This is a genomic window from Pseudomonas cerasi (genome assembly GCF_027983475.1).
GTDB classification, from domain to species: domain Bacteria; phylum Pseudomonadota; class Gammaproteobacteria; order Pseudomonadales; family Pseudomonadaceae; genus Aquipseudomonas; species Aquipseudomonas cerasi.
The window spans coordinates 1,103,740-1,125,204 of the sequence record NZ_JAQJVM010000002.1 but is presented as its reverse complement, the minus strand read 5'-3'; the positions used below and the strand labels follow the sequence as shown (position 1 = coordinate 1,125,204).

The following is a 21,465-nucleotide window of genomic DNA, read 5'->3' as shown; positions in this document are numbered from 1 at the left end:
CTTGCGAAAGGCGAGGCGTACGATGAGCAAAGAAGTACTGCTGGTTGTTGAGTCGGTGTCCAATGAAAAGGGCGTTCCGGCAAGTGTAATTTTTGAAGCGCTGGAGCTGGCTCTTGCCACCGCTACCAAGAAACGTTTTGAAGATGAAGTAGAACTGCGCGTAGAGATCAATCGCCAGACAGGCAACTACGAGACTTTCCGTCGCTGGACAGTTGTCGAAGACGAAGATCTGGACGATCCTGCGCACGAATTTGCTGTGGATCAGGCCCAGGCGAAAAAGCCGGGTGCTGTTGCCGGCGACCTGATCGAAGAAAAAATCGAATCCATCGAATTCGGTCGTATCGCTGCGCAGACCGCCAAGCAAGTCATTGTGCAGAAAGTTCGCGAAGCCGAGCGTGCTCAGGTGGTCGATGCCTACCGTGAGCGTCTGGGTGAAATCATTTCTGGTACTGTTAAAAAGGTTACACGTGACAATGTCATCGTTGACCTGGGTAACAATGCCGAAGCCTTGCTGGCTCGTGAAGACATCATTTCCCGGGAAACTTTCCGGGTCGGTGTTCGCGTCCGTGCTTTGCTGAAGGAAATTCGTACTGAAAACCGTGGTCCTCAGCTGATTCTGTCGCGTACTGCGCCAGAGATGCTGATCGAGCTTTTCCGCATTGAAGTGCCGGAAATTGCCGAAGGTCTCATCGAGGTGATGGCTGCCTCCCGTGACCCGGGTTCTCGTGCGAAAATCGCTGTTCGCTCCAAGGATAAACGAATCGATCCGCAAGGTGCCTGTATCGGCATGCGCGGTTCGCGAGTTCAGGCTGTTTCCGGCGAGCTGGGTGGCGAGCGTGTGGATATCGTTCTTTGGGACGATAACCCGGCGCAGTTCGTGATCAATGCAATGTCTCCTGCAGAAGTAGCGGCAATCATCGTAGATGAAGACGCGCATGCAATGGACATCGCAGTGGGAGCGGACAACCTGGCCCAGGCTATTGGTCGTGGCGGTCAGAACGTGCGTCTGGCGAGCCAGTTGACTGGCTGGACCCTGAACGTAATGACCGAATCGGACATCCAGGCCAAGCAGCAAGCTGAAACCGGTGACATCCTGCGCAATTTCATCGAAGAACTCCAAGTCGAGGAAGAATTGGCGCAGGTGCTGGTTGATGAAGGCTTCACCAGCCTGGAAGAGATTGCCTACGTACCGTTGGAAGAAATGCTCAACATCGACGGCTTTGACGAAGAAATCGTCAACGAGCTTCGCGCTCGTGCCAAGGATTGTTTGTTGACTAAAGCCATCGCTACAGAGGAAAAGCTGGCAGACGCCCATCCGGCCGAAGACCTGCTCTCGCTTGAGGGTATGGACAAGGATTTGGCGATGGAACTGGCGGTGCGCGGCGTAATTACCCGCGAAGACCTGGCCGAGCAGTCTATAGATGACCTGCTCGACATCGACGGCATTGACGATGATCGTGCCGGCAAGTTGATCATGGCCGCCCGAGCCCACTGGTTCGAGTAATTGGGCGCGGCCTGAGGAGAGAAGTGCATGACGCAAGTCACGGTGAAAGAACTGGCCAAAGTGGTCGACACACCGGTAGAGCGCCTGTTACAGCAGATGCGTGAGGCAGGTCTGCCGCACACCGCCGCCGAGCAAGTTGTGACCGATAACGAAAAACAAGCCTTGTTGACGCACCTGAAAAGCGGTCACAAGGCCAAGGTGGAAGAGCCTCGCAAGATTACCTTGCAGCGCAAGACCACCAGCACCCTGCGCGTTGCTGGCAGCAAGAGCATCAGCGTTGAAGTGCGCAAGAAGAAAGTCTTTGTGCAGCGTAGCCCGGAAGAGATCGAAGCCGAGCGCAAGCGCGAGATGGACGAACGCCGTGCGGTAGAAAATGCCGCTCGTCAAAAGGCTGAAGAAGAAGCCAAGCGTCGCGCTGAAGAAGATGCGCGCAATCAGCCTGCTGCAAGCCAGCCCGCTTCGGCTGCTGCCGAGCCTGTTGTTGCCGCCGAGCCTGTGCGTGAAGCATCGCCAGCCGCTGCTCCGGCACCGGCCAGCGCAGCGCCTTCTGCCGATGCTCGCAAGCGTGACGAACAACGTCGCCCTGACAAGCCTCGTGCTGACGACCGCAACGCCCGTGGCGGCGACGGCGAGCGTAAAAACGCTCCGCATCGCGCTTCGGTCAAGGAGAAGGCTCCGGCCCCTCGCGTTGCTCCTCGCACTACCGACGAAGAAAGCGACAGCTTCCGTCGCGGTGGCCGTGGCAAGTCCAAGCTGAAGAAGCGCAATGCTCACGGTTTCCAGAGCCCTACCGGCCCGGTCATCCGTGACGTTGCCATTGGCGAGACCATCACTGTCGGCGAATTGTCGGCACAGATGTCGGTCAAGGCTGCGGAAGTCATCAAGTTCATGTTCAAGATGGGCACCCCGGTGACCATCAATCAGGTACTGGATCAGGAAACTGCCCAGTTGATCGCCGAAGAGCTGGGCCACAAGGTCACGCTGGTCAGCGACAACGCCCTGGAAGATTCCCTGGCCGAATCGCTGAAGTTCGAAGGTGAGTCGTTCTCCCGTGCACCGGTTGTGACCGTAATGGGCCACGTCGACCACGGTAAGACCTCGCTGCTCGACTACATTCGTCGTGCCAAGGTTGCAGCTGGCGAAGCCGGCGGCATCACCCAGCACATCGGTGCCTACCACGTTGAAACCGAACGCGGCATGGTCACGTTCCTCGACACCCCTGGTCACGCCGCGTTTACCGCCATGCGTGCCCGTGGTGCCAAGGCAACGGATATCGTGATTCTGGTGGTTGCAGCTGACGACGGCGTGATGCCGCAGACCATCGAAGCTGTTCAGCACGCTGTTGCGGCTGGCGTTCCGCTGGTTGTTGCGGTGAACAAGATCGACAAGCCTGGTGCTGACCTCGATCGTATCCGCAGCGAGCTGTCGGTCCATGGCGTGACGTCCGAAGAGTGGGGCGGTGATACGCCTTTCGTTTCGGTCTCCGCGAAAATGGGTACTGGCGTCGACGAGCTGCTGGAAGCTGTTCTGCTGCAGGCCGAAGTCCTGGAACTCAAGGCAACCCCGTCGGCCCCGGGTCGTGGTGTTGTTGTCGAGTCCCGTCTGGACAAGGGCCGTGGTCCGGTCGCTACTGTTCTGGTTCAGGACGGTACGCTGCGTCAGGGCGACATGGTGCTGGTCGGTTCGAACTTCGGCCGCATCCGCGCCATGCTCGACGAGAACGGCAAGCCGGTCAAAGAAGCAGGTCCTTCGATTCCGGTCGAAATCCTGGGTCTTGACGGTACTCCGGATGCTGGCGACGAAATGTCGGTGCTGGCTGACGAGAAGAAAGCCCGTGAAGTCGCACTGTTCCGCCAGGGCAAGTTCCGCGAGGTCAAACTGGCTCGCGCTCATGCCGGCAAGCTGGAGAACATCTTCGAGAACATGGGTCAGGAAGAGAAGAAGACGCTTAACATCGTCCTCAAGTCCGACGTCCGCGGTTCTCTGGAAGCATTGCAGGGCGCCCTTGGCGGCCTGGGTAACGACGAAGTGCAAGTGCGCGTAGTGGGCGGCGGTGTCGGTGGTATCACCGAGAGCGACGCCAACCTGGCACTGGCCTCCAACGCTGTACTGTTTGGCTTCAACGTGCGTGCCGATGCTGGCGCGCGCAAGATCGTCGAGCAGGAAGGTCTGGACATGCGTTACTACAACGTGATCTACGACATCATCGAAGACGTCAAGAAAGCCCTTACCGGCATGCTTGGCAGCGACGTCCGGGAGAATATCCTGGGTATCGCCGAAGTCCGCGATGTGTTCCGTTCGCCGAAATTCGGCGCGATCGCAGGGTGTATGGTTCTGGAAGGCACTGTCTACCGTAACCGTCCGATTCGTGTTCTGCGCGAAGACATCGTTATCTTTGAAGGCGAGCTGGAATCCCTGCGCCGCTTCAAGGACGACGCTGCCGAAGTACGTGCAGGCATGGAATGCGGTATCGGCGTCAAGAGCTACAACGACGTCAAGGTTGGTGACAAGATCGAAGTCTTCGAGAAGGTCCAAGTGGCTCGCAGCCTCTAAATCGCGAGCTTCAGGAGTCATGGTGGGAGCCTCGCATGCAAATGCCCTGCTTTCCCCATGGGCTCTAAACGCAACGCCCGGTCTGGCAATTGTCAGGCCGGGCGTTTGCCGCTTTCAGACTGTCAGGGTTTGGTCCCGGATCAGTAACAGGTAACAAGCATGGCAAAAGAATACAGCCGTACCCAACGTATCGGCGATCAGATGCAGCGCGAACTGGCGCAGCTGATCCGTCGCGAAATCAAGGACCCGCGTGTGGGTCTGGTCACCATCACCGCCGTAGACGTCAGCCGTGACGTGGGTCATGCGAAGATTTTCATGACCGTCATGGGCCAGGACAGCGCGGAAGAAATCGCGCAGACCATCAAGGTGCTCAACGCTGCCGCAGGCTTCCTGCGCATGCAGTTGGCCCGCGAAATGAAGCTGCGCAGCGTACCGCAACTGCACTTCCACTATGACGAAAGCGTCGTGCGTGGCGCGCATCTCTCGGCACTGATCGAGCGTGCCGTTGCAGAAGACGGTCAGCATCAGGAAGGCCCCGCATCGACGGATGCAAAGCCTGAAAGTACCGAGGAATAAAGAGTGGCTCAGGTCAAGCGTATACGCCGCAATGTCAGCGGGATCATCCTGCTCGACAAGCCACTGGGTTTCACGTCCAACGCCGCTCTGCAAAAGGTTCGCTGGCTGCTCAATGCCGAGAAAGCCGGGCATACCGGCAGCCTTGATCCTCTGGCAACGGGTGTTCTGCCGTTGTGTTTTGGTGAAGCGACCAAGTTCTCTCAGTACCTGCTCGATTCGGACAAGTCCTACGAGACCCTGGCGCAACTGGGCAAGACCACGACCACTGCCGATTCTGAAGGCGAGGTTTTGCTCACGCGTCCGGTGACCGTTGGTCGCGACGATATCGAAGCGGTTCTGCCGCATTTTCGCGGACAAATCAGCCAGATACCTCCCATGTACTCGGCCCTCAAGCGTGATGGCCAGCCACTTTACAAGCTGGCGCGTGCAGGGGAAGTAGTGGAGCGCGAGCCCCGTTCTGTTACTATTACGCGCCTGGAATTACTTGATTGCGAAGGCGACACTGCACGTCTGTCCGTCGATTGCAGCAAAGGCACCTATATTCGCACGCTGGTCGAGGATATCGGTGAGAAGCTCGGTTGTGGTGCTTATGTCGCAGAATTGCGTCGTACCCAGGCCGGGCCTTTCACGCTGGCTCAGACAGTGACGCTGGAAGAGCTCGAGCAGGTGCATGCCGATGGCGGTAATGAAGCGGTCGACCGTTTCCTGATGCCATCGGACAGCGGTCTGCTGGACTGGCCGCTGTTGAAGTTTTCGGAACACAGTTCGTTTTACTGGTTGCATGGTCAGCCAGTACGCGCGCCGGACGCACCGAAATTCGGTATGGTTCGCGTGCAGGATCACGAAGGTCGCTTCATCGGTATCGGTGAAGTCGCCGAAGACGGGCGCATTGCGCCGCGTCGCTTGATTCGGTCAGAGTGACCGAAACCACTCCAGGCGTCGGCTTGCCGGCGAGTGGGGTGGAACGAGGATGGCTGTCAACAGGCACGGTCATACCTCATTTTTTAATACGAGGATCTGTCCTCGGCCTGTTGGAAACGTTTCTCCGGAAGCGCTTCCTTGCACAAAAGGATTGCCCACATGGCACTCAGCGTTGAAGAAAAAGCTCAGATCGTAACCGACTACCAGCAAGCTGTTGGTGACACTGGTTCGCCAGAAGTGCAAGTTGCACTGCTGACCGCCAACATCAACAAACTGCAAGGCCACTTCAAGGCCAACGGTAAGGACCACCACTCGCGTCGTGGTCTGATCCGTATGGTAAACCAGCGTCGCAAGCTGCTGGATTACCTGAAAGGTAAGGACGTTAGCCGTTACAGCGCCCTGATCGGTCGTCTGGGTCTGCGTCGCTAATAACGACGTTGCTAGAGGTTGGTTGTCTGTCACGATCCGTCGGGTTTGCCCGGTGGTTCTGGCAGGCTCCCAGCCTCAAGTTTTATCTGGGCTGTGGAAGGGGCCGATTCCCCACGCTGCCCAAGAATTCGCAAGAAACCAGTTCCCCAAGAGCCACAAAGAAAGGTAGGAAACCGTGAACCCGGTAATCAAAAAGTTTCAGTTCGGTCAATCGACCGTAACCCTCGAGACAGGCCGTATCGCCCGTCAAGCCTCTGGTGCAGTATTGGTCACCGTTGACGACGACGTCAGCGTACTCGTGACTGTGGTCGGCGCCAAACAGGCTGACGCTGGCAAAGGCTTCTTCCCTCTGTCCGTGCACTATCAGGAAAAAACCTACGCTGCCGGCAAGATCCCTGGCGGTTTCTTCAAGCGTGAAGGCCGTCCTTCCGAGAAAGAAACCCTGACTTCGCGCCTGATCGACCGCCCGATCCGCCCGTTGTTTCCAGAAGGCTTCATGAACGAAGTGCAGGTTGTCTGCACCGTCGTCTCCACCAGCAAGAAAACCGATCCGGACATCGCTGCGATGATCGGTACTTCGGCTGCCCTGGCCATCTCCGGTATCCCGTTTGACGGTCCGGTTGGTGCTGCCCGCGTTGCTTTCCACGAAAGCACCGGCTACCTGTTGAACCCGACTTACGAGCAGCTGCAGGCTTCGAGCCTGGACATGGTCGTTGCCGGTACTTCCGAAGCCGTCCTGATGGTTGAATCGGAAGCCAAAGAGCTGACCGAAGACCAGATGCTGGGCGCTGTGCTGTTCGCGCATGACGAGTTCCAGGTCGTGATCAACGCCATCAAGGAACTGGCTGCCGAAGCCGCCAAGCCTACCTGGGCCTGGCAGCCTAAGCCTGAAGCGACTGAACTGCTGAGCGCTATCCGCTCCGAGTTCGGCGAAGCGATCTCCCAGGCTTACACCATCACCGTCAAAGCCGACCGTTATGCGCGTCTGGGCGAGCTGAAAGATCAGATCGTTGCCAAACTGGCTGTGGAAGAAGGCAGCCCGTCTGCCAGCGAAGTCAAAGCCGCTTTCGGTGAAATCGAATACCGCACCGTTCGCGAAAACATCGTTAACGGCAAGCCGCGTATCGATGGCCGTGACACGCGCACCGTACGTCCTCTGAACATCGAAGTCGGTGTTCTGCCAAAGACCCACGGTTCGGCACTGTTCACCCGTGGCGAAACTCAGGCGCTGGTTGTTGCCACGCTGGGTACTGCACGTGACGCACAGCTGCTCGATACGCTCGAAGGCGAGAAAAAAGACCCCTTCATGCTGCACTACAACTTCCCTCCGTTCTCGGTGGGCGAGTGTGGCCGCATGGGCGGCGCAGGTCGTCGTGAAATCGGTCACGGCCGTCTGGCCCGTCGCAGTGTCCAGGCCATGCTGCCAGGCGCAGACGTGTTCCCGTACACCATCCGTGTTGTGTCGGAAATCACCGAGTCCAACGGCTCCAGCTCCATGGCTTCGGTCTGTGGTGCTTCCCTGGCTCTGATGGACGCTGGTGTGCCGATGAAGGCGCCGGTTGCCGGTATCGCCATGGGCCTGGTCAAGGAAGGCGAGAAGTTCGCCATTCTGACCGACATCCTGGGTGACGAAGACCACCTGGGCGACATGGACTTCAAGGTAGCCGGTACCTCCAAAGGTGTTACCGCGCTGCAGATGGACATCAAGATCAAAGGCATCACCGAAGAAATCATGGAGATCGCCCTGGGCCAGGCCCTGGAAGCTCGCCTGAACATCCTCGGTCAGATGAACCAGATCATCGGTCAGTCGCGTAACGAACTGTCGGCCAACGCTCCGACCATGATCGCGATGAAGATCGACACCGACAAGATCCGTGACGTGATCGGCAAGGGTGGCGCAACCATCCGTGCCATCTGCGAAGAAACCAAGGCTTCGATCGACATCGAAGACGACGGCTCGATCAAGATCTTCGGCGAGTCCAAGGAAGCGGCTGAGGCAGCACGTCAGCGCGTTCTGGGTATCACCGCAGAAGCGGAGATCGGCAAGATCTACGTCGGTAAGGTTGAACGCATCGTCGATTTCGGCGCATTCGTCAACATCCTGCCGGGCAAGGATGGTCTGGTTCACATCTCGATGCTGAGCGATGCTCGCGTAGAGAAAGTGACCGATATCCTCAAGGAAGGTCAGGAAGTCGAAGTACTGGTACTGGACGTGGATAACCGCGGCCGTATCAAGCTGTCGATCAAGGACGTAGCCGCAGCGAAAGCGTCGGGCGTCTGATTGATCTGAGCAGCAGATGAAAAAGGACTCTTCGGAGTCCTTTTTTTATGAGCGCAATTAGAGGCTTACACATGGAGCATGCAAACTGCTCGGTACAAACATGCATCTTGCAAGCCCGGGTTTGGGCGAACGGGCAATCTGCACGACTCAGCAAAACAAATAAAAACATAAGCAATTGATTTTAAAGGTTATTTTGGCTATCTCATTTTTGGCACACCGCTTGCGATATACCTGTTAACCCTGCCACCACATGCTGGTGCAGATTTTGAGAAAAACAGGAGTTATCGTATGAAGAAGTTCGCTATTGCCGCTGCTACCGCTACTGCCCTGACTCTGACCATGGCCAACGCTGCTTTCGCACAGACCTCGGCTCAAGCGCCAATGGTTCTGGCAGCTAACACCACTACTCAAGAAGTCAAAGAAGACACTTCTGACACCTGGATCACCACCAAAGTCAAAGCTGATCTGCTGACTGAAAAAGGCATCCCAGGTTCGGACATCAAGGTTGAGACCAACAAAGGTGTGGTTTCCCTGTCCTCCATGGTAAAAGTTACCGAAGCTCAGAAAAACACTGCCGTCGCTATCACCAAGAAAATCAAAGGTGTTAAAGACGTATCGGCTGCTGGCCTGAAAGCCGAGTAATCGAATACTGCTCATGAACACCCGCAGTCATTGATTGATGGAAGGTTCATGCGAGGCTACAAGGATGTAGCCATTAAAGGCCCCGACTGAAGAGTCGGGGCCTTTTCTATGGGCGCTACGAAACACATGAAGGGAAGGGGAGCCGGGGGATCAGTTGCGGCGTTTGCTCTCGATGCCTACCAGGCGACCGCCTTCAAAGCGCAGGTACTGATACATGCCGTTATCAGGACCGTAGATCCATTCCTCGATCTTCACGGCTTCTGACCTTCGATAATTACTACTAAAGGTTTCCCGAGTGCCGAGTACTTCCTGGCTGACCGGTTCGCCGCATTTCTGCTGGACCTCGAACGTCCGGTCGCCGGTGCTGACCAGCTGGCTGCCGCAACGCAGGGTCGAGGTGGCATACGCTGATGCGACAACTGACCCGGCCATGGCGGCGAGGGTCAGGTTGATCAGCCGTTTGATTCGGGTGTGTGCCAATGGCTTCATTCGCTGTCGAGGTGGAGGGGGCTGATGACTTTACCATCCGGTTGGGCCTGACCCAGTTGCGCGTCGACGAAGTACACGCGAGCGTCTTCTAGCTTGCCCTTGTCCACCAGGTAATCCTTGATACTGCTGGCTCTGCTCTGGCCCAGTTCGCGCAGCAGCACCTCATTGCTGCTCCAGAACTTGAGTACGGCGGCACGCATCTGGGCAGCACGCTGCTCCTTGCCCAGACTGGCCCACTCAGCGGGCGGTTGCTGTTTCAGGCGTGTCCTGTAGATACCTTCGAGCATAGGCGCCTTTTCCTCTTCCGGGACCTCTATCAAACCGGCCCTGGCTGGAACCTTGTCGCCGCGCCGCTGGAGGATCTTGTAGTACGTGTACTGGTATTCGCGTTCCAGTCTTTGCTGAGCGATCAATGGACCGTCACTGCTGGCGGCGCTGGTGCCTTCGATCTCCAGCTTCAGGTCCGGACGTTCCTTGAGCGCCACCGAGAGCTTGTCCAGGGCCTTTTGCGCCTCTGCCGACAAGTCACTGGAGCCTGGCGCGAAACTTACGCTGCCGAGGTCCTCGGAGCTTCCACCGGCAACCAGCCCGCCGAGCATCTTGAACGGAGCCTGTGCTGCACGCAGCACCAGGTTACGCAGGGTCTGCCAGACAATCGGCATGACGCTGAACTGCGGGTTGTTCAAGTCGCCTTCGATGGGCAGCTCCAAGGAAATGCGCCCTTGGGTATCCTTGAGCAGCGCGACCGCCAGACGAATAGGCAGGTCCAGCGCATCCGGGCTGTCGACCCGTTCACCCAGCTGTAGCTGCTCCACCAGCACCTTGTTCTGGGCCTTGAGCTGGCCCTTGGTAATCAGGTAGTGCAGGTCGAGATTGAGCCGGCCCTTGCGGATCCGGAAACCTGCGAACTTGCCGGAGTAGGGGGTGAGGTTGGTCAGCTCGACGCGCTTGAAGCTGGTGGTGATATCCAGACTGGCCATCGGGTCGAACGGGTTGAGGCTGCCCTTGATGGTGACCGGCGCATAGCGGTCGACCTTGCCCTCGATATTCACGGGGGCCGGTGTAGGCTTGCGATTGTCGATGGTGCCGATACGCCCATTGAGTTGCTGCACGGCGGTGGCGAAGTTGGGGGTCAGGGTCATGTCGGCAAAGTTTGCCGAGCCATCGTTGATATTCACTTCACCCACGTAGATCGCCAGCGGGTTTTCCTTCTTGCCTACGGCTTGCGTTCTGGCTGCCTTTGGCTGGCTGGCGGTTTTGCCGGCAGCCGCATCGGCTGGCTGCGGGATCAATAGATCATCGATGTTGGTGGTCCGGTCCTCATTGATCATGAAGCGCGCGTAGGGCTGATCCATGTTCACTTTGGCAATCGACAGGCCCTTGCCGTGCTGGTAGTCCAGCCCCTCGAGCGCCAATTGCTGCCACTTCAGAAAGTCGCGCTGCTTGAGCGTATCCAGCGTGTGCAACTGATTGACCTGTGCTTTACCGGTGACGCTGAACGCCAGTGGCTCGGTGCTTTTCAGGTCGACCGCCAGATCGCTGCCGAGCATGCCACTGCGCAGCTCCAGACGAATGAACGGGCTGATGTAGGCCTGAGCGAGGCGCAGGTCGATGTCGCGGGTGGTTACGTTGAGTCGTGCGCTGACCGGGTTGAGGTTCACTTCACCGGCGGCAGTGAGATTGCCCTGTTTGCCCAGCCCGGTATCCAGCTTGAGCGTGAAGGGCGCCTTGTTCAGGCTGTCGAAGTTCTGGATGTCCAGATTCAGTGGGCCAACGTCCAGCGCGACCGGCTCTTGAGGTACGCGATCTGCCAGATGGACCATGTAGTTGCGCAACTGCACATCCCGCAACAGGACTTGCCAGGGTTTGCTCTGCGCCACGGGTTGATCGCTGGCTTTGGCTGAGGCCTCGGTGGCAGGCGCCGGCTCGGCGGCTTTTTCGTCCACCGCTGGCGTGTGCGTTGCTGCGGGCTTGCCAGGTTGGCTGGCAAACAGTTTTTGCCAGTCCAGTTGCCCGTCGGTTTCACGTGCGGCCCAGGTTTCCAGCTTCTGGCTGCGGACCTTGCCTACGGTAACCAGCTGCTTTGCGAGGTCGACCGATGTTTCGCTGACGTCCATGCGTTGCAGGCGTACCAACGGGCGACCGTCGGGAGCGTTGAGCGCGAAAGGCGCGACACTGGCCGAGACGTTGGTCAACTTGAGCTCGGTCTTCTTGGACAGGTTCAGTGTGTAGGCCGTGCTGAAATTCAGCACGCCGTCCTCAAGCGCCAGCGGCAAGGCATCACGTACGTAAGGCCACCACAGTTTCATCTTGCTGTCGGTGACCTTCAGCGTGCCCTCGGAGGTGATCGGGATCAGGCTGATGCGGCCGACCCAGTCGATCTGCCCACCGTCCGGACCCGCCGCGACCAGGGTCATGTCGGCATTGTCTTCAGGCAGTGTGCTGAGGTTCTTGAGCTCGAAATCCAGCGCGTCGTATAGAAACTCGATGGGCTGGCTGGGGCGCAGGTCCTGGAAGTGAACGTAGCCTCCCGCCAGTTTGATTTCGTCGATACGCAGCGGGAATGGCTTGGTGGCGGGTTCGTCCTTTGTCGGTTCGCTGGCGGGCAGCTTGAACAGCTGTGCCAGATTGAGCTTGCCCTGTTTGTCGAACAGCAACTCGGTGCGTGGTTTGATCAGCTCGACGCGTTGCAGATGCAGGGCCCGCGTCCACAGGCTGTTGATTTGCAGATTGGCATAAAGCTTTTCAAACGCCACCTGCTCCTTGCCTGGCGTGCCGATGTTCAGGCCCCAGAGCGTCAGCTCCAGCGTGAAGGGGTTGAATTCCAGGCGTTCGAGTTTTGCCGGCACTGTGGCGTAATTGGCCAGTTGCTGGTTCGCGATCCGCAGAGCGACGCCGGGAAGAATGAAAAAACCCAGCAAACTGTAGAGCGCGATCACAGCCAGCAGGGAGCCAAGTGTGCGTTTCAATCCTCTGGACATGGGCAGCGGCGTCTCTCTCTTTTGGAAGCCCTTGGAGTATGGCATGCCTGTTCGGTTCCGAAGGCACTGCCGTCGCGGCTTGTAGGAACTTTCCGGTTGTACGTTAAGCTATCAAGCGCCGGATCAGAGTTGCAGAATCAGCGTTTTCAGCGGCGGTTGATTGTCCTGAGACGGAAAGTCTGCAGCGGGACGCATCTCCTGGCAGTTGCGCACCGGACGCCCGGCCTTGGTGGCACAGCGCAGTACCTGCTCACGCCAGTCCTGCATGCTGACTTTCGCCAGATTGTTGCAGCAGATCAGCACGCCATCGTCTGCCGTGGTCAACAGCGCAGGTTTGAGCAGGCTTTGATAGTCGCGCAGCAGGTCAACGGTGCCGAACGCGCTCTTGGCCCAGGCGGGTGGATCAAGCAGGACCAGATCATATTGGCGCTGTTGCAGTTTCACGTAGCTGGGCAATTGCTGGCTGCGGCGTGCGGCAATGGGCAGCCCGGCCAACTGGCGGATTGCCGGAAAATAATCCGACTGGATGAATTGCATCGGCGGCAGTTGCGGATTGAGCGCGCCATTCTCGCGACCCACCGCCAGATTGCCTTCGGCGAAGTCCAGATTGCACACTTCACTCGCGCCACCGGCCGCAGCACTGAGGCCGACGCCGCAGGTGTAGGCGAACAGATTCAGCACGCTTTTCCCGGCGCTGTGCTGCTTGACCCAGCCGCGGGCGTTGCGCAGGTCGAGAAACAACAGCGGGTCCTGGCCTGCATGCCGGCCGCGGACCCGGTAATTGAGCCCCCATTCGTGGCCGACATGATCGGCCAGAGCTGCTTCTTCAGCCTTGTACACGGTGTCATGGCGATCCACGCGCGAGTTGCCTTGCGAGCGATCGTTATAGACCAGCAGGGTATCCAGGCCCAGACGCGTGTTGGCCTGTTCATGCAGCGCCAGCAGGGCATCGCGATCCAGGCGGGTATGAAAGCTCTGCACCAGCAATTGCGGGCCGTAGCGGTCGATGGTCAGCCCGCTGGCGCCCTCCTGGCTGCCGTGAAACAGTCGATAGCAGTCCGTCCCCTGCCCATGCAATTGGTCAAGCAACGCCTGGCGATTATCGAGGGCGACGCTGAGCGCCTGATTCAAGGAAGACATGCTGAGCGCCTCGGGCTGGAATAAGGCGCGGGAGTTTACCAGTTACCGGACGCCGGGGGTTTTTGAAGTCTGCCATGCGCTTGATCTCCTGCGTTGTCATACAGCGCCAATATTCCCCTGCTACGGTGCTTTTTTGCCTGTCAGCGAGGGGATAACCGTGAGCCAGTTCGATCTCAAGCGTCGCCGTGTCATCCAGGCCGTTGGAACGGTAGGTGCCGGTCTGCTGTTACCAGGTGTTGCACCGGCGGTCATCGCCTCGGTGCAGGATCGTCCGAAGATGATGGATGGCGTGCAGTCCGGCGATGTGTTCGGCGACAAGGCGATCGTCTGGAGCCGAAGCGACCGGCCTTCGCGCATGGTCGTCGAGTGGGACACGCGCAGCATGTTCACCCAGCCACGCCGCGTGGTGTCGGCGCTGGCCGATCAGCGTAGCGACTTTACCGCGCGGGTCGAGTTGAGCGGGCTGCCGGTCGATCAGGCGATTTTCTACCGGGTGTCTTTCGAGGATGCGCAGAGCGGTGTCGTCAGTGAACCGTGGTTCGGCCATTTGCGCAGCACACCGCAGCAGCGCCGCGACATCCGCTTCGTCTGGAGCGGCGATACGGTCGGGCAGGGCTTTGGCATCAACCCCGATATTGGCGGCATGCGTATTTATGAAGCCATGCGTTTGCGCTTGCCGGACTTTTTTATCCACAGCGGTGACACCATCTACGCCGACAGCCCGGTGCCGGAGCAGCTCACCACGGAGGACGGGCGTATCTGGCGCAACATCACCACCGAGGCGAAGAGCAAGGTGGCGGAGACCCTTGACGAATACCGGGGCAATTACCGCTACAACCTGATGGATGAAAACCTGCGTCGCTTCAACGCCGAAGTACCGCAGATCTGGCAGTGGGATGATCACGAAGTCACCAACAACTGGTCGCCCAGCAAACAGCTCGATGATCGCTACAAGGTCAAGGACATCAGCCTGCTGTCCTCGCGTGCCCGCCAGGCTTATCTGGAATACGCGCCATTACGCTTGCAGGAAGCCGACAACGGCGGACGCATTTATCGCAAGATCCCTTACGGTCCGATGCTCGACGTCTTCGTCCTCGACATGCGCAGCTATCGCGCCGGCAACGATGCCAACCTGGCTGACAAACCGGGTCCGACCACTGCGTTTCTGGGCCGTGAGCAACTGGACTGGCTCAAGCGCGAGCTCAATGCGTCGCGCGCGCAGTGGAAAGTCATCGCGGCGGACATGCCCATCGGCCTGGGCGTTCCGGATGGTGAGGTCAGCCCCGGCGTACAGCGTTGGGAGGCCATCGCCAACGGCAATGACGGGCCGGCGTCGGGGCGCGAGCTGGAGGTCGCCGAATTGCTGGCGTACCTGCGCGCGCAGAAGATTCGCGATTGTGTCTGGCTGACGGCCGACGTGCATTACTGCGCTGCGCATCATTACCAGCCGGATCTGGCCGTGTTTCAGGACTTCGACCCGTTTTGGGAGTTCGTCGCCGGGCCGTTGAATGCCGGTAGCTATGGTCCCAATGTGCTGGACAAGACCTTTGGCCCCGAGCTGGTGTTCCAGAAGGCGCCTCCTGCGCAGAACACCTCGCCATTTGCGGGTTTTCAGTTCTTTGGTGAAGTGAATATCGACGGACAGACCGGTGAGATGACCGTGACGCTGCGCGATCTCGACGGGGTCTCGGTCTTCGAGCGCAGGCTCCAGCCTGAGAAGGCAGTCAGCCGCATCGTCTGATAAACAACCGCTGTGGCGGGTTGATCAGGGCTTCGGAAATTCCGTGCAACATGCTTGTCGTCGGTGGCCTATCATGAGCTACCTAACGACGGGACCGGATGCGTTGCATGCTGGCTATTTTTCTCGAAACCCTGAACATCACCGCTCCGGTGTTTGCCATGCTGTTTCTGGGCGTGTTCCTCAGGCGTATCGGCGCGATCAATGATGGTTTCATCGTTGCGGCTTCCGGGCTGGTGTTCAACGTCACCATGCCTGCGCTGTTGTTTCTGGGCATTATTCACGCCGACCTGCGCACCGCATTGCAGCCCAAACTGCTGATTTTTTTCAGCGTTGCGACGCTCCTGAGTTTCGCGTTCGCCTGGGGATGGGCGATCTGGCGTTGCCCGTACGAAGAGCGCGGGATCTACGTCCAGGGCGCGTTTCGTGGCAATAACGGGGTCATCGGTCTGGCCCTGGCGGCCAGCATGTACGGGCCTGATGGCATTTCACTGGGCGCCATTCTCGCCGCGTTGGTCATCGTCTTTTACAACACGTTATCGACGGTGGTATTGGCGGTTTACAGCCCGGTGATCAAGTCCGACCCCTGGAGCATCTTCAAAAGCGTGCTGGCCAACCCGCTGATCATCAGTGTGATCATCGCCTCGCCCTTCGCTTACTTCGCCATCGGCTTGCCCAAATGGCTGGAAACCTCCGGCAGCTATCTTGCCCAGATGACCCTGCCGCTGGCACTGATCTGCATCGGTGGCACGCTGTCGCTGGCGTCGTTGCGCAAGAGTGGAAAACTGGCTGTCAGCGCCAGCGTCATGAAGATGGTCACGCTGCCAGTGCTGTGCACGCTGGCCGCCTGGCTGGCCGGTTTTCGCGGCGCTGAACTGGGGATTCTGTTCCTGTATTTCGGCAGCCCGACAGCGGCTGCCAGCTACATCATGGCGCGCACGGCCAACGGCAATTACGAGCTGGCCGCTGCGATCATCGTCATCACCACGCTGGCTGCCGCGGTCACGACCAACGTGGGGATTTTCATCCTGCAATGGGGCGGCTGGATCTAATCGGTTTTGACGTAGCTGTCGATCACTTCCTGGGCCGCCCGAAACGCATCGATGGCCGCTGGCACGCCGGCGTACACCGCGCAGTGCAGCAGGGCTTCACGAATCTCCTCGACCGTGCAGCCATTGTTCAGTGCGCCACGAACGTGGCCCTTCAGTTCCTGCGGGCATTTTAGGGCGGTGAGGGCGGCCAGGGTGATCAGGCTGCGGGTTTTCAGCGGCAGACCTTCGCGACTCCAGACGCTGCCCCAGGCGTGCTCGTTGACGAAATCCTGCAGCGGCTGGCTGAAATCGGTGGCGTTCCCCAGCGCGCGGTCGACGAAGACATCGCCCATCACCTGGCGCCGGATCTGTTCGCCATCGCTGATCGTTTTGTCTGTCATGGCCTTGCTCCTTGTATCGATGCGGGTTGGAGGTCAGTGCTGGCGTCGCCACGCGCGGATCGTGCCCCAGACAACCACGGCACCCAGCACAGGCAACACCAGCGTGAGCATTTTGCTTTCAAGCCGTTCGGCCAGCGCCATGCCGGTGCTGATCGACAGGATATGCAGCCCGTAGGTCAGGTACAACGACAGCAGAAACAGGCCTTCCAGACGGTCTATCCGGTATCCGGAATAGAACAGCGGCACGCACAACAGCGAGACGCCGAGCATGATCGGCAGGTCGAACACCAGCGCATTTGGCGAGATCGTCAGCGGCACCGGGGCGATCAGTGCGGTCAGCCCCAGTACGCCCAGCAGGTTGAACAGGTTGCTGCCGATGACGTTACCCACGGCAATATCGCGTTCACCACGGAACGCTGCGATCAGCGAGGTCATCAGTGCCGGCAATGATGTGCCGATGGCAATGATGGTCAGGCCGACGATGCGCTCGGAAAGCCCCAGGTGGATGGCAATCACCACTGAAGCATCGACCAGCAGGTGTCCGCCAGCGGTCAGCAACAGCAAGCCCGTGGCAAGCATGAGCATGCGTGTGAAGGTACGAGGTTTTTCGGCTGTCTCGGCATGCCCGTGGCGCGGCGCATGACCACCCTGACGGATGATGATAATCAGGCAGGCCAGCAACCCGGCAAGCAGCAGTGCGCCGTCCAGTTTGCTGAATTCGCCGTTCCACGAAAGACCGATAGCCAGCAGGCAGGCACCGATCATCAACGGAATATCGATGTGCAGTACCTGACGGGCAACGCGTAGCGGAATGATCAGCGCGCAGAGGCCAAGGATCACCAGTACATTGAAAATGTTGCCGCCGATGACACTGCCCACGGCGATGTCGGTGTTATCGGCAAACGCGGCTTGCAGGCTGACTGCCATCTGCGGCGCACTGGTGCCCATCGCCACGACGGTCAGACCGACGATCAGTGGCCGGACCTTGAAAATCGCCGCCAGATGTACCGCTGCACGCACTGACAGTTCCGCCCCGATCAGCAGCAATAACAAGCCACTGAGCATTTGGATAAGCGCGGGGGCGGGCAGGGCCGATAGCTGGAGAATACGAGTGTCCTTGTCGGAGGTGATCGGAGGTTGGGGTTAATCCAGGGCCTGCACGCGGACTGGCGCTGTCCCGCTGCGCAGCATACCCAGTTGTTCGGCCGCTTCGCGAGAGACATCGATCAGACGGCCGCGCGTGTGAGGGCCGCGATCATTGACGCGTACTACTACCGACCTATCGTTGTCCAGGTTGGTGACCTTGACGCGCGTGCCGAAAGGCAGTTGTCGGTGCGCAGCGGTCAGCGCATTCTGATTGAACGGCTCGCCGCTGGCAGTGCGGTTGCCATGATGGCGGGCGCCGTAATAGGCGGCGGTGCCGGTCTCGTCGTAACCATGGGGGTCGATGATGTGATTGGCGCACCCTGCCAGTAAGGTCAGCAGGCTGCAGGCAAAAATAAGGCGGCGCATGGGGTGGGTTCCTGAGTGCCGGAGTAGTTGTGGTTGACGCTCGTGCCAATCCTCCATGCTGGCATGCGTTTCGTGACGTTCCGCGTACTCAACAGCGGACGCAGAGCGTCCGGAACTGCATTCCCACGCGGAGCGCTCAGCGTTATACATAAGTCATGAAGAGCCCAAGAGGCGGGGTCTTTGACCGCAATCGCGGTGAATAAAGATCTCCGTGGGAGTGAGCTTGCTCACGAAGACCTTGGTCCAAACGCCCTGTCTCTAGAGGCTGTACCGGCCTATTCGCGAGTAAGCTCGCTCCCACAAGACTCGTGTATAACGCTGATCGCATAGCATGGGAACGTGAGTGACGAGGATCAGCCCTCCAGCTTGGTCTTCAGCAGTTCGTTGACCTGTTGCGGGTTGGCTTTGCCTTTGGAAGCTTTCATCGCCTGACCAACGAAGAAACCGAACATCTTGCCGCGCTTGGCTTCATCGGCGGCGCGATACTGTTCGACCTGCTCCGCGTTGGCTGCCAGCACCTCGTCGAGCATCGATTCAATGGCACCGCTGTCGGTGACCTGCTTCAGACCGCGCTTTTCGATGATTTCATCGGCGCTGCCTTCACCATTGGCCATCGCCTCGAAGACCATTTTCGCGATCTTGCCGGAAATGGTGTTGTCGGTGATGCGCTTGAGCATGCCGCCCAACTGCTCGGCACTGACCGGCGACTGGTCGATCTCCAGGCCCTGCTTGTTGAGCAGGCTGCCCAGCTCGACCATGACCCAGTTGGCTGCCAGTTTGGCGTCACCACTGATGCTCACCACCTGTTCGAAGTAGTCAGCCTGCTCGCGGCTCGAAGCCAGCACGCTGGCGTCGTAGGTCGAGAGGCCGAACTGGCTCTGGAAGCGTTCGCGTTTCTGTGGTGGCAGCTCCGGCAAGGTGGCGCGGGTTTCTTCGAGGAAAGAATCCTCGATGATCACCGGCAACAGATCCGGGTCGGGGAAGTAACGGTAGTCGTTGGCTTCCTCCTTGCTGCGCATGGCGCGGGTTTCGTTGGTGTTCGGGTCATACAGGCGCGTTTGCTGGATAACCTTGCCACCGTCTTCGATCAGATCGATCTGGCGCTGAATCTCGCTGTTGATCGCCTTTTCGATAAAGCGGAACGAGTTGACGTTCTTGATCTCGCAGCGCGTGCCGAACTCGGCCTGGCCCTTCGGACGAATCGATACGTTGCAGTCGCAGCGCAGCGAACCTTCGGCCATGTTGCCATCACAGATGCCCAGGTAGCGCACGATCGCGTGGATGGCCTTGACGTAAGCCACGGCTTCCTTGGCGCTGCGCATGTCCGGCTCGGAAACGATCTCCAGCAGCGGCGTGCCAGCACGGTTCAGGTCGATACCGGTCATGCCTTGGAAGTCTTCGTGCAGGCTCTTGCCTGCATCCTCTTCCAGGTGCGCACGGGTGATGCCGATGCGCTTGACCGTGCCGTCTTCAAGGGGGATGTCCAGGTGGCCCTTGCCGACAATCGGCAGCTCCATCTGGCTGATCTGATAGCCCTTGGGCAAGTCCGGGTAGAAGTAGTTCTTGCGGGCGAACACGTTGTGCTGGCCGATTTCGGCGTTGACGGCCAGGCCGAACTTGACGGCCATGCGCACGGCTTCCTTGTTCAGCACCGGCAATACGCCAGGCATGCCCAGATCGACGAGGCTGGCCTGCGTGTTGGGCTCGGAGCCGAACGTGGTCGCGCTACCGGAAAAAATCTTTGATTGGGTCGAAAGCTGGGTATGAATCTCCAGCCCGATGACGACTTCCCATTGCATGTGTTTCTCCTCAGAAGCCTTCAGGTGCGCGAGTGTGCCAGTCGGTGACTTGCTGATACTGATGCGCCACATTCAAGAGACGGCCTTCCTGGAAATACGGAGCGAGCAGCTGCACGCCGACCGGTAGACCGTCGACGAAGCCTGCAGGCATGGACAAGCCGGGCAGGCCCGCCAGGTTGGCGGTGATGGTGTAGAAGTCTTCCAGGTATTCGGCAATCGGATCGTTGGTCTTGGCGCCGATCTTCCAGGCCGGGTTGGGCGTGGTCGGACCGAGAATCACGTCGACATCGGCGAACGCGCTCATGAAGTCGTTCTTGATCAGGCGACGGATTTTCTGCGCCTGCAGGTAATAGGCGTCGTAGTAACCCGCCGACAGCGCGTAGGCGCCGACCATGATGCGTCGCTGGACTTCCGGGCCGAAGCCTTCGGCGCGCGAGCGCTTGTACAGGTCGGTCAGGTCTTTCGGGTCTTCGCAGCGGTAGCCGAAACGCACACCGTCAAAGCGCGACAGGTTGGACGAGGCTTCAGCCGGGGCGATGACGTAGTAGGCCGGGATCGCGTGCTGAAGGTTCGGCAGGCTGATTTCCTTGACGATCGCGCCGAGCTTTTCCAGCTCCTTGACGCTTTCATGCACCAGCTGCGCGATGCGCGGGTCCAGACCTGCGCTGAAATACTCTTTCGGCACACCGATACGCAGGCCCTTGAGCGAGGTATTGAGGCTGGCGGAGTAGTCCGGAACCGGCTCGTCGATACTGGTCGAGTCCTGCGGATCGAAACCGGCCATGCCTTGCAGCAGCAGTGCGCAGTCTTCGGCCGTGCGTGCCATCGGCCCCGCCTGATCGAGGCTGGAGGCGTAGGCAATCATGCCCCAGCGCGATACGCGGCCGTAGGTCGGCTTGAGGCCCGTGAGGTTGGTCAGTGCCGCAGGCTGGCGAATCGAGCCGCCCGTGTCGGTGCCGGTCGCGGCGGGCAACAGGCGTGCAGCGACAGCGGCTGCCGAACCACCGGAAGAACCGCCAGGAACGCATTCCAGGTTCCATGGGTTTTTCACCGCGCCGTAATGGCTGGATTCGTTGGCCGAACCCATGGCGAATTCGTCCATGTTGGTCTTGCCCAGTGTCACAGTACCGGCCGATGCCAGACGCGAAACGACCGTGGCGTCGTACGGTGCCTTGAAATTGTCGAGCATCAGCGAGCCGCAACTGGTGCGGATGCCTTGGGTGCAGAACAGGTCCTTGTGCGCCAGCGGAGCGCCGAGCAGCGGGCCGTTTTCACCAGCGGCGCGGCGCGCGTCTGCCGCCTGCGCCTGGGTGATGGCCAGGTCTTCGGTGAGGCTGATGAAGCTGTTGAGCTGCGGGTCGAGCGTCGCGATGCGCGACAGCAGAACGCGAGTCAGCTCTTCGGAAGAAAACTTTTTATCGGCGAGTCCGCGAGCGATCTCGGCCAGAGTCATTTGATGCATGCAGGC

The 21,465-nt window shown here is 59.2% G+C and carries 17 protein-coding genes; 9 read left to right on the top strand and 8 right to left on the bottom strand.

From position 1 onward, the window contains the following. Positions 1-22: 22 nt before the first annotated feature. The 7 genes from nusA (at position 23) to PI739_RS14120 (ending at position 8,906) form a co-directional block, all read left to right on the top strand. Positions 23-1,504, top strand: a complete 1,482-nt coding sequence (gene nusA / locus PI739_RS14150) for a transcription termination factor NusA (RefSeq protein ID WP_003364132.1) — start codon at positions 23-25, stop codon at positions 1,502-1,504. 27 nt (positions 1,505-1,531) lie between these two features. Then, positions 1,532-4,057 (top strand): translation initiation factor IF-2, encoded by a 2,526-nt coding sequence (gene infB / locus PI739_RS14145; protein WP_003431531.1) that lies wholly within the window; start codon positions 1,532-1,534, stop codon positions 4,055-4,057. 159 nt (positions 4,058-4,216) lie between these two features. Further along, positions 4,217-4,633: a 30S ribosome-binding factor RbfA gene (rbfA, locus tag PI739_RS14140; protein WP_003364128.1), complete on the top strand. Its 417-nt coding sequence runs from the start codon at positions 4,217-4,219 to the stop codon at positions 4,631-4,633. Positions 4,634-4,636: 3 nt separating this feature from the next. Beyond that, the gene (gene truB / locus PI739_RS14135) at positions 4,637-5,554 is read left to right on the top strand and encodes a tRNA pseudouridine(55) synthase TruB (RefSeq protein WP_054082032.1); all 918 of its coding nucleotides are present in this window, start codon (positions 4,637-4,639) and stop codon (positions 5,552-5,554) included. 159 nt (positions 5,555-5,713) lie between these two features. Continuing rightward, a complete protein-coding gene (gene rpsO / locus PI739_RS14130; RefSeq protein WP_002555121.1) occupies positions 5,714-5,983 on the top strand; it encodes a 30S ribosomal protein S15 in 270 nt (89 codons plus the stop codon). Positions 5,984-6,158: 175 nt separating this feature from the next. After that, the gene (gene pnp, locus PI739_RS14125; protein WP_003431526.1) at positions 6,159-8,264 is read left to right on the top strand and encodes a polyribonucleotide nucleotidyltransferase; all 2,106 of its coding nucleotides are present in this window, start codon (positions 6,159-6,161) and stop codon (positions 8,262-8,264) included. Positions 8,265-8,552: 288 nt separating this feature from the next. Further along, positions 8,553-8,906 (top strand): BON domain-containing protein, encoded by a 354-nt coding sequence (locus PI739_RS14120; protein ID WP_002555119.1) that lies wholly within the window; start codon positions 8,553-8,555, stop codon positions 8,904-8,906. A 150-nt stretch (positions 8,907-9,056) separates the two neighbouring features. Here PI739_RS14120 and PI739_RS14115 read toward each other — a convergent pair whose 3' ends face one another. The 3 genes from PI739_RS14115 to PI739_RS14105 form a co-directional block, all read right to left on the bottom strand. Next, complete coding sequence (locus tag PI739_RS14115) at positions 9,057-9,395, bottom strand: DUF2845 domain-containing protein (protein ID WP_003364124.1); 339 nt, start codon at positions 9,393-9,395, stop codon at positions 9,057-9,059. Then, positions 9,392-12,376: a DUF748 domain-containing protein gene (locus PI739_RS14110; RefSeq protein WP_054082033.1), complete on the bottom strand. Its 2,985-nt coding sequence runs from the start codon at positions 12,374-12,376 to the stop codon at positions 9,392-9,394. Before PI739_RS14110 ends, PI739_RS14115 begins: the two co-directional genes overlap by 4 nt. A 123-nt stretch (positions 12,377-12,499) precedes the next feature. After that, the gene (locus PI739_RS14105) at positions 12,500-13,516 is read right to left on the bottom strand and encodes a class I SAM-dependent rRNA methyltransferase (protein ID WP_054082034.1); all 1,017 of its coding nucleotides are present in this window, start codon (positions 13,514-13,516) and stop codon (positions 12,500-12,502) included. Positions 13,517-13,673: 157 nt separating this feature from the next. On the opposite strand from PI739_RS14105, the gene PI739_RS14100 reads away from it, so the two are divergent. Further along, positions 13,674-15,257, top strand: a complete 1,584-nt coding sequence (locus tag PI739_RS14100; protein ID WP_054082182.1) for an alkaline phosphatase D family protein — start codon at positions 13,674-13,676, stop codon at positions 15,255-15,257. Positions 15,258-15,364: 107 nt separating this feature from the next. Further along, positions 15,365-16,306 carry an AEC family transporter gene (locus tag PI739_RS14095; protein ID WP_054082035.1) on the top strand — a complete coding sequence of 314 codons (942 nt, stop codon included), beginning with the start codon at positions 15,365-15,367 and terminating at the stop codon, positions 16,304-16,306. Here the strand turns inward: PI739_RS14095 and PI739_RS14090 are convergent. From PI739_RS14090 to gatA, 5 genes are all read right to left on the bottom strand, one after another. After that, on the bottom strand, positions 16,303-16,686 hold the full coding sequence (locus tag PI739_RS14090; RefSeq protein ID WP_044308971.1) for a carboxymuconolactone decarboxylase family protein: 384 nt from the start codon (positions 16,684-16,686) through the stop codon (positions 16,303-16,305). The two genes, PI739_RS14095 and PI739_RS14090, sit on opposite strands and share 4 nt — an antisense overlap. Before the next feature lie 33 nt (positions 16,687-16,719). Then, positions 16,720-17,751: a calcium/sodium antiporter gene (locus tag PI739_RS14085; protein ID WP_003431514.1), complete on the bottom strand. Its 1,032-nt coding sequence runs from the start codon at positions 17,749-17,751 to the stop codon at positions 16,720-16,722. A 78-nt stretch (positions 17,752-17,829) separates the two neighbouring features. Next, a complete protein-coding gene (locus tag PI739_RS14080; RefSeq protein ID WP_003307318.1) occupies positions 17,830-18,198 on the bottom strand; it encodes a septal ring lytic transglycosylase RlpA family protein in 369 nt (122 codons plus the stop codon). A 353-nt stretch (positions 18,199-18,551) separates the two neighbouring features. Next, a complete protein-coding gene (gene gatB, locus PI739_RS14075) occupies positions 18,552-19,997 on the bottom strand; it encodes an Asp-tRNA(Asn)/Glu-tRNA(Gln) amidotransferase subunit GatB (RefSeq protein ID WP_003364109.1) in 1,446 nt (481 codons plus the stop codon). Between the two features lie 10 nt (positions 19,998-20,007). Then, positions 20,008-21,459: an Asp-tRNA(Asn)/Glu-tRNA(Gln) amidotransferase subunit GatA gene (gene gatA / locus PI739_RS14070; protein WP_004411689.1), complete on the bottom strand. Its 1,452-nt coding sequence runs from the start codon at positions 21,457-21,459 to the stop codon at positions 20,008-20,010. Positions 21,460-21,465 lie beyond the last annotated feature (6 nt).

Coding starts and splice junctions, on each gene's coding strand:
- nusA (WP_003364132.1), top strand. CDS start 23: ATGAGCAAAGAAGTACTGCTGGTTGTTGAGTCGGTGTCCAATGAAAAG.
- infB (WP_003431531.1), top strand. CDS start 1,532: ATGACGCAAGTCACGGTGAAAGAACTGGCCAAAGTGGTCGACACACCG.
- rbfA (WP_003364128.1), top strand. CDS start 4,217: ATGGCAAAAGAATACAGCCGTACCCAACGTATCGGCGATCAGATGCAG.
- rpsO (WP_002555121.1), top strand. CDS start 5,714: ATGGCACTCAGCGTTGAAGAAAAAGCTCAGATCGTAACCGACTACCAG.
- PI739_RS14120 (WP_002555119.1), top strand. CDS start 8,553: ATGAAGAAGTTCGCTATTGCCGCTGCTACCGCTACTGCCCTGACTCTG.
- PI739_RS14115 (WP_003364124.1), bottom strand. CDS start 9,395: ATGAAGCCATTGGCACACACCCGAATCAAACGGCTGATCAACCTGACC.
- PI739_RS14110 (WP_054082033.1), bottom strand. CDS start 12,376: ATGTCCAGAGGATTGAAACGCACACTTGGCTCCCTGCTGGCTGTGATC.
- PI739_RS14105 (WP_054082034.1), bottom strand. CDS start 13,516: ATGTCTTCCTTGAATCAGGCGCTCAGCGTCGCCCTCGATAATCGCCAG.
- PI739_RS14095 (WP_054082035.1), top strand. CDS start 15,365: ATGCTGGCTATTTTTCTCGAAACCCTGAACATCACCGCTCCGGTGTTT.
- PI739_RS14090 (WP_044308971.1), bottom strand. CDS start 16,686: ATGACAGACAAAACGATCAGCGATGGCGAACAGATCCGGCGCCAGGTG.
- PI739_RS14085 (WP_003431514.1), bottom strand. CDS start 17,751: ATGCTCAGTGGCTTGTTATTGCTGCTGATCGGGGCGGAACTGTCAGTG.
- PI739_RS14080 (WP_003307318.1), bottom strand. CDS start 18,198: ATGCGCCGCCTTATTTTTGCCTGCAGCCTGCTGACCTTACTGGCAGGG.
- gatB (WP_003364109.1), bottom strand. CDS start 19,997: ATGCAATGGGAAGTCGTCATCGGGCTGGAGATTCATACCCAGCTTTCG.
- gatA (WP_004411689.1), bottom strand. CDS start 21,459: ATGCATCAAATGACTCTGGCCGAGATCGCTCGCGGACTCGCCGATAAA.